General features: G+C 74.3%; 8 protein-coding genes and 1 pseudogene. 6 read left to right on the top strand and 3 right to left on the bottom strand.

The features are described from left to right. Positions 1 to 224, top strand: a 224-nt coding sequence (locus tag E1165_RS27225) for a PfkB family carbohydrate kinase (protein ID WP_165945339.1), incomplete at its 5' end; no start/stop codon positions are given. A gap of 52 nt (positions 225 to 276) precedes the next feature. Here E1165_RS27225 and E1165_RS27220 read toward each other — a convergent pair. After that, positions 277 to 633 (bottom strand): DUF3099 domain-containing protein, encoded by a 357-nt coding sequence (locus tag E1165_RS27220; protein WP_132394571.1) that lies wholly within the window; start codon positions 631 to 633, stop codon positions 277 to 279. Positions 634 to 738: 105 nt separating this feature from the next. Here E1165_RS27220 and E1165_RS27215 point away from each other — a divergent pair, with 105 nt between their 5' ends. Continuing rightward, positions 739 to 1,050 (top strand): hypothetical protein, encoded by a 312-nt coding sequence (locus tag E1165_RS27215; protein WP_207917054.1) that lies wholly within the window; start codon positions 739 to 741, stop codon positions 1,048 to 1,050. Next, entirely contained in the window at positions 1,040 to 1,351 is a 312-nt protein-coding gene (locus E1165_RS27210) for a hypothetical protein (protein WP_132182664.1), read from the top strand. The genes E1165_RS27215 and E1165_RS27210 overlap by 11 nt, the downstream gene beginning before the upstream one ends. A gap of 44 nt (positions 1,352 to 1,395) precedes the next feature. Here the strand turns inward: E1165_RS27210 and E1165_RS27205 are convergent, their stop codons facing one another. Continuing rightward, the gene (locus E1165_RS27205; RefSeq protein WP_132394569.1) at positions 1,396 to 1,971 is read right to left on the bottom strand and encodes an HhH-GPD-type base excision DNA repair protein; all 576 of its coding nucleotides are present in this window, start codon (positions 1,969 to 1,971) and stop codon (positions 1,396 to 1,398) included. Between the two features lie 284 nt (positions 1,972 to 2,255). On the opposite strand from E1165_RS27205, the gene E1165_RS27200 reads away from it, so the two are divergent. The 3 genes from E1165_RS27200 to E1165_RS27190 are packed head-to-tail and all read left to right on the top strand — an operon-like array spanning position 2,256 to position 5,985. Beyond that, positions 2,256 to 3,311 (top strand): iron ABC transporter substrate-binding protein, encoded by a 1,056-nt coding sequence (locus E1165_RS27200; RefSeq protein WP_132394568.1) that lies wholly within the window; start codon positions 2,256 to 2,258, stop codon positions 3,309 to 3,311. A 2-nt stretch (positions 3,312 to 3,313) separates the two neighbouring features. Continuing rightward, positions 3,314 to 4,915 carry an iron ABC transporter permease gene (locus tag E1165_RS27195; protein ID WP_132394567.1) on the top strand — a complete coding sequence of 534 codons (1,602 nt, stop codon included), beginning with the start codon at positions 3,314 to 3,316 and terminating at the stop codon, positions 4,913 to 4,915. Further along, on the top strand, positions 4,912 to 5,985 hold the full coding sequence (locus tag E1165_RS27190) for an ABC transporter ATP-binding protein (RefSeq protein WP_132394566.1): 1,074 nt from the start codon (positions 4,912 to 4,914) through the stop codon (positions 5,983 to 5,985). Before E1165_RS27195 ends, E1165_RS27190 begins: the two co-directional genes overlap by 4 nt. Before the next feature lie 83 nt (positions 5,986 to 6,068). Here the strand turns inward: E1165_RS27190 and E1165_RS27185 are convergent. Next, a pseudogene (locus tag E1165_RS27185) lies at positions 6,069 to 7,195 on the bottom strand (S8 family peptidase); the annotation flags it as partial.

Here is a 7,195-nt window from a genome sequence, read left to right as displayed (position 1 = left end):
AGCGGGGCGGGGCCGGGGCGGTCTGGTGCGACCGGAGCGCGACGGTGGCCGTGACGCCGTCCCGGCGGGTGGCGGTGGTCGACGTCACCGGCGCCGGGGACGCGTTCGCGGCGGGACTGCTGGCGGCCTGGCTGGCCGGCGCGGCGCCACGGGCGGCGCTGACCCGCGCCGGCGACCTGGGCGCCCGGGCGGTCTCGCTGGTCGGCGCCCGGCCGGTGGCCTGACCGTTCGGAGGTTTCCGGGGGCGACGACCGCGCCCGGGAATCCCGACGCCGGTCAGGGTTCGGCGTCGATGACCTTGTGGGGGTGCTCCTCGGCGGCCAGGCTCATCGGCGGCGTCTCGTCCCGCCGGCGCGGCTGGAACCTGCCGGCCAGCCGGTGCTGCTCCTTCGGCGGCCGGTCGTTCGCCAGCAGCACGGCCAGCCACGGGATGAGGATCATCCCGAGCGCGACCAGCGGCAGCCAGAGCCAGAGCAGCGGGGCCTGCGTGCCGACCAGGATCGCGCCGACGATCACGCAGGCCACCCGGACGCCCATCATCAGCACGTAACGCTTCTGCCGGCTGCTGAGCTGATCGTCCTGGCTGCGTGAGGCGTCGGTGATCAGGATCGGCTGGTACGCCTGACGCTTCACCACGGACCTCCTCGAGGGGTACGCCCCATCCTGTCACCGGCCGGCCTTGATCAGCGACAATCCATTCGAATCACACGCGTATCACGCTCGTGGTACGCTCCGCTCGTGGGCAGCCGGTTCAGCTTCACCGCCGAGGCGTTGGCCAACCTGCGGGTCTACGACGTCGCGCCGGGGGAAGTCTGGGAGGCCCTGCACAGCACCCGGCGGGTGATCCGCCACCTGGGCGACGACGTCATGGTCGTCTACGCGACCACCCGGCGCGGCCGACGACTGGCCGTGCTGCTCACCGAGGCCGACGGCACCGACAACGACTGGGACATCCTCTCCGCCCGCGAGCTGAGCGACGTCGAGGCGAAACGCTACGACGAGGCGGTGCGGAGGGACCGGCGACGAGGAGACGGTCACCATGCACCGTGACGAGGCGACCAAGCGGTTCCACGACGGCGGCGACGCGCTCGCCGAGCTGATCGACGAGAGCCAGCCGGCGGAACTGCCCACCCCCGACACCGACGTGCCGATGGTCAGCCGCTCGGTACGCCTGCCCCTGGAGACGTACGAGCGGGTGCGGGCCGCCGCCGAGGCCCGGGGCATCGGGGTCACCACCCTGATGCGACAGTGGATCGAGGCCGGGCTGGCCGACCTGGACGACTCCGCCACCGTCTCGCTCGCCGACGTGCGGCGCGCGCTGGCGTCACTGTCCCGACCCACCGCGGCCTGAACCTGCGCGCCACCCGGGCCCCGACGGCGGGTGGGGCCGCACCGTCAGCCCTTCGCGGCCCTCGCCTCGGCCTTGGCGGCCTGCTTGAACTCGCGTACCCGGCGCAGCGACTCCGGGTCGACCACGTCCGCCACCGACCGGTACGCGCTCTCCTCGCCGTACGCTCCGGCCGCCTCGCGCCAGCCCGCCGGGCGGACGTCGTACCGCTTGCCGAGCAGGGCCACGAAGATCTGCGCCTTCTGCCGGCCGAATCCGGGCAGCTCACCGACACGGCGCAGCAGTTCCCCGCCGTCGACGGCGTCGGCCCACAGCCGGGCGGCGTCGCCGTCGTACCGGTCGACCAGCGCCCGGCACAACTCCTGCACCCGGGCGGCCATCGACTTCGGGAAGCGGTGCAACGCGGGCGGCCGGGCGAAGATCTCCAGCAGCGCCTCCGGGTCGTACCCGGCCAGTTCCCGGGCGTCCGGGTCGTGGCCGAGCCGCTGGGCCAGCACGTACGGGGAGGAGAACGCCTTCTCCATGGGGATCTGCTGGTCCAGCAGCATGCCGGCGAGCAGGGCCAGAGGGCTGCGGTTGAGCAGGTCGTTCGCCGCGGGGTCGATGGGCAGGGACAGCGCCATGTCCTGATGATGCCGTACACCACCGGCGCCGCCGGGTCGACCGGCCGCTGACCTGCTTCCGGCGGAGTCCGCCCCGGCATGTGTCGGACTCCGTGTGCGTCGGTCGGGGTGTCCTGAGCAAGGCACACCGCCTTGTGGCACGACCGGGCCGGTCACCGGGTCCGGGGATCCACCGGTGTGTCGTTCATCCCGCCCCACCAGGCCCGATACGGTGTGAGGTTAGGCTGTGCTAACTTCAGGCCGGTTCGGCGGAGCGCCCGTCGAGCGAGCTGAAGGAGTACGCCGTGCCCGTCCCCGCCCGCAGGCCCCTCGCGGCCGTCGCCGCCGCCGGGCTGCTCTCGTTCGGTCTGGTCGCCTGCGGCTCCGGCGGCGACGCCGGGGATCCGGGCAAGCCCGGCGACAAGACGATCACGGTCTACAGCGGCCGTAACGAGACCCTGGTCAAGCCGCTGCTGGACAGGTTCAGCGAGCAGACCGGCATCACGGTCAAGACCCGGTACGCCACCACCGCGCAGCTCGCCGCCCAACTCCTCGAGGAGGGCGACAAGTCCCCCGCCGACGCCTTCTTCGCCCAGGACGCCGGTGCCCTCGGCGCGGTCGCCAAGCGCGACATGTTCGCCCCGCTGCCCGCCGCCGACCTGGAGAAGGTGCCGCAGAACTTCCGGGCCCGCACCGGCACGTGGGTGGGCGTCAGCGCCCGGTCCCGGGTACTGGCCTACAACGCCGACACCGTGCCCGCCGCCGAGCTGCCCCGGTCGGTGTTCGAGCTGACCGACCCGAAGTGGAAGGGCAAGATCGGCCTCGCCCCGACCAACGCGTCGTTCCAGGCGTTCGTCACCGCGATCCGGGTGCAGCACGGCGACCAGAAGGCCAAGGACTTCCTCGCCGGCCTCAAGGCCAACGAGCCGCAGATCCGCGACAACAACGTCAAGATCGTCGAGGACGTGGACAACGGGACCATCCCGGTCGGCCTGGTGAACCACTACTACCTCGGCGAGGTCGCCAAGGAGAGGGGCACCACGCCCGACGGGCTCAAGGTGAGGCTGCACTTCTTCCCCGGCGGCGACACCGGCGCCCTGGTCAACGTCGCCGGCGTCGGGGTGCTCAAGCGCTCCGCCGAGGACCCGGACACCAAGGCCTTCGTCGACTTCCTGCTCAACCCCGAATCGCAGCGGTACTTCGCCGAGCAGACCTTCGAGTACCCCGTCGTGACCGGGGTCGCCGCACCGGCCGGAGTGCCGCCCCTGGCCGACCTGGACACCCCCGACATCGACCTGAACGACCTGGACACCCTCGACGCCACCATCAAGATGATCACGGAGTCGGGCCTGGTGCCCTGAGCATGACCACCACCACCCCCGAGGCGGGGCCGGCCCGGATCGGGCCGGCCCGTTTCGGCGTACGCGGGTCGGCGCGCCGGCTGGCCCCGCGCCCGGCGCTACTCGCGGCCTCGACCGTCGCGGTCGCCGTGGCCCTGATCCCCCTGGTCTACCTCGCGGTCCGCACCGCCGACGCCGGCGCCGGGCGGCTCGGCGCCCAGCTGTGGACCGGGCGCGTCGGGCTGCTCGCGGCCCGCAGCCTCGGGCTGGCCGCCGTGGTCACCACCGCCTGCGTGGTGCTCGGGGTGGCCGCGGCCTGGCTGGTCACCCGCACCGACCTGCCCGGACGGCGGTTCTTCGCCGTGCTCGCCGCGCTGCCGCTGGCCGTGCCCACCTACATCGCCGCGTTCGCCTGGGTCTCGACCGTCGACCACCTCGAAGGGTTCTGGCCGGCGGCCCTGGTGCTGACCCTCTGTTCCTACCCGTACGTCTTCCTGCCCGTCGCCGCCACGCTCAAGGGCGCCGACCCGGCGCAGGAGGAGGTCTCCCGCTCGCTGGGCCGGGGCGGCTGGCGCACCTTCACCGACGTCACGCTGCGCCAGATCCGCCCGGCCACCGCCGCCGGGGCGCTGCTGGTCGCGCTCTACGTGCTGGCCGACTTCGGCGCGGTGTCGATCCTGCGTACCGACACCTTCACCCGGGCCATCTTCGTCGCCTTCGACCTGGGCTTCGACCGCACCGGCGCGCTGGTGCTCTCCAGCGTCCTGGTGGTGCTGACCGTGCTGCTGCTGGCCGGCGAGACCGCGACCCGGCGACGCGGCGCCCGGTACGCCCGGCTCGGCGGAGCCCGCCGTCCCGCCCCCCGGCTACGGCTCGGCCCGGCCCGCTGGCCGGCCCTGGCGGCGCTGCTCGGCGTCGCCGCGCTGGCGCTCGGGGTGCCCGCGGTCAGCCTGGCCCGCCGGCTGGCCAGCGGGGTGTCCCGCCCCGGCGCGCTGGCGGAGGTCGCCGCCGCCGCCGGCAACTCGCTCTGGCTGTCGCTGGCCGGCGCCGCCCTGACCATGCTGCTGGCCCTGCCGCTCGGGCTGCTCACCGCCCGCGCCCCGGGCCCGCTGGCCACCGTGCTGGACCGGCTCGCCTACCTCGCCCACGCGCTGCCCGGCGTGGTGGTCGGGCTGTCGCTGATCTTCTTCGGCATCACCGTGGCCCGGCCGCTCTACCAGACGTCGTGGTTGCTGGCGCTCGCCTACGCCACGCTCTTCCTGCCGTTGGCCGTCGGCGCGGTGGCCGGCGCCGCCGGGCAGGCCCCGCCCGGGTTGGAGGAGGTGGCCCGCTCGCTGGGGCGCGGACCGCTGGCGGTGCTGCGCACCGTCACCCTGCCGCTGACCCTGCCCGGGATCGGCGCGGGGGCGGCGCTGGTCTTCCTCACCGGCATGAAGGAACTGCCGGCCACCCTGCTGCTCCGCCCGACCGGCACCGACACCCTCGCCACCGAGCTGTGGACGGCCACCTCCGTCGGGGCGTACGCCGCCGCCGCGCCGTACGCCGCGCTGCTGGTGGCCATCTCGGCGCTGCCCACCTGGTGGCTGGCCGCCCGGGGTGGCCTGCTCGACAAGGAGGACAGATGAGCGAGGTCGTGCTCGCGGGCGTCGGAAAACGGTACGGCCCGGTGACCGCGCTGGACGGGGTGGACCTCACCGTCCCGGCCGGCGCGCTGACCGCCGTGCTCGGCCCGTCCGGCTGTGGCAAAACCACCCTGCTGCGCTGCCTGGCCGGCTTCGAGCGGCTGGACGCCGGCACCATCCGCGTCGACGGCCGGGAGGTGGCCGGCCCGGGCCGCCACCTGCCGGCGCACCGCCGCCGGATCGCCGTGGTGCCGCAGGAGGGCGCCCTCTTCCCGCACCTGAACGTGGCCGCCAACATCGGGTACGGCCTGGACCGGGCCGCCCGGCGCGGCGACCGGGTGGACGAGGTGCTGGCCCTGGTCGGGCTGGCCGGGTACGGCAACCGGATGCCGCACCAGCTCTCCGGCGGCCAGCAGCAGCGGGTCGCGGTGGCCCGGGCGCTGGCCCCACGGCCGTCGCTGGTGCTGCTGGACGAGCCGTTCAGCGCGCTCGACGCCGGGCTGCGGGCCGGCCTGCGGCACGACATCCGGGAGGCGCTGCGGGCCGACGGCGCGACCGCGGTGCTGGTCACCCACGACCAGGGTGAGGCCCTGTCGGTGGCGGACCGGGTGGTGGTGCTGCGCTCCGGACGGGTGGTGCAGGCGGCCTCCCCGAGCACGCTGTACCGCGAACCCGCCGACGAGTGGGTGGCCGGGTTCGTCGGGGAGGCGGTGCTGCTGCCGGCGGTCGCCACCGGGGACACCGCCCGCACCCCGCTGGGGACCCTGCCGGTCGTCGGCGCGGCGCACGGCCCGGTGACCGTGCTGGTCCGGCCGGAGCAGCTGCGGCTGACGCCCGCCCCGGGCGGGGCGGGGGTGACCGCCACCGTGCTGCGCCACGACTTCCACGGCCACGACGCGCTGGTCGCCCTGCGGCTGGCCGACGGCACCCGGGTCACCGCGCGGATCTGGGACGGGGCGGATCCGGCGCCGGTCGGCACCGAGGTGGTCGTCCACGTCGAGGGCAGGGCCCGCGCCTGGCCGGCGCCGTCCGGCCCCGCACCGGTGGACGCGCCGGTGCTCCCGGTCGGCTGACGACGCCGGTCTCCTGACCGACGAGACGTGGCCCGGTGGACAGGGGTCCACCGGGCCACGCGGAAAGCGGATCGTCAGTTGACGACGAAGAGCAGCCGGTTCGGCGAACCACTGCCCGGGTTGGTCACCACCCCGGTGGTGGCGTTGCTGGTCAGGAAGCTGCCCACCTGTGCCGGCGTGTACGACGGGTTGGCGCCGAGCACCAGCGCGGCGGCACCGGCCACGTGCGGCGCGGCCATCGAGGTGCCGCTGAGGCTGCTGGTGGCGGTGTCGCTGGTCCGGTACGCCGAGACGATGCTCGCGCCCGGGGCGAAGATGTCCACGCAGGTGCCGTAGTTCGAGAAGGACGCCCGGGCGTCGCTGCTGGTGGTGGCGCCGACGGTGAGGCCGGCGGCGGCCCGGGCCGGCGACGAGTTGCACGCGTTGGCGTTGGAGTTGCCGGCGGCCAGCGCGTACGTGATACCGGAGTTGATCGAGTTGGTCACCGAGTTGTCCAGCGCGCTGCTGGCGCCGCCGCCGAGGCTCATGTTGGCCACGGCCGGCTTGACGGCGTTGGCGGTCACCCAGTTGACGCCGTTGACGACGCCGGTGGTGGTGCCGCTGCCCTGGCAGTTGAGCACCTTGACGGCGACCAGGCGGACGCCCTTGGCCACGCCGTGCGCGGTGCCGCCGACGGTGCCGGCGACGTGGGTGCCGTGGCCGTTACAGTCGGTGTTGTTGCTGTCGACGGTGTTGGTGCCCCAGGTCGCCCGGCCACCGAAGTCGGTGTGGGTGATCCGGATGCCGGTGTCGATGATGTAGGCCCGCACGTTCGATGCCGTGTTCGGGTACGTGTAGCTGCGGCTCAGCGGCAGGTTGCGCTGGTCGATGCGGTCCAGGCCCCAGGACGGCGGGTTGGTCTGGGTCGCCTGGGTCGTCAGCACCTGGTCCTGCTCGACGTACGCGACGGCGGGGTCGGCCGCCAGCCGACGGGCCTGGGCGGCGCTCATCTTCGCGCTGAAGCCGGTGATCGCGGCGCTGTAGACGTCACCGACGCTGCCTCCGTACCGCTTGGTGAGGGCGGCGGCGCGGTCCGGCACGGCGCTGCGGGCGGCGCGGGTGTTGGCGGCGCCGACGGCGTCGCTCTTGAGGACGACGAGGTAGCTGCCGCTGATCGCGTTCGGGGCGGAGGCGTAACGGATCTCGCCGGTCGGGGCGGCGAGGGCGGGGG

Origin of the sequence: Micromonospora sp. KC723 (genome assembly GCF_004348595.1) — a bacterium.
In the GTDB taxonomy this organism is placed as follows: domain Bacteria; phylum Actinomycetota; class Actinomycetes; order Mycobacteriales; family Micromonosporaceae; genus Micromonospora.
Note: the sequence above shows the minus strand (reverse complement) of the source record. Positions and strands in the feature narration are given on the sequence as shown.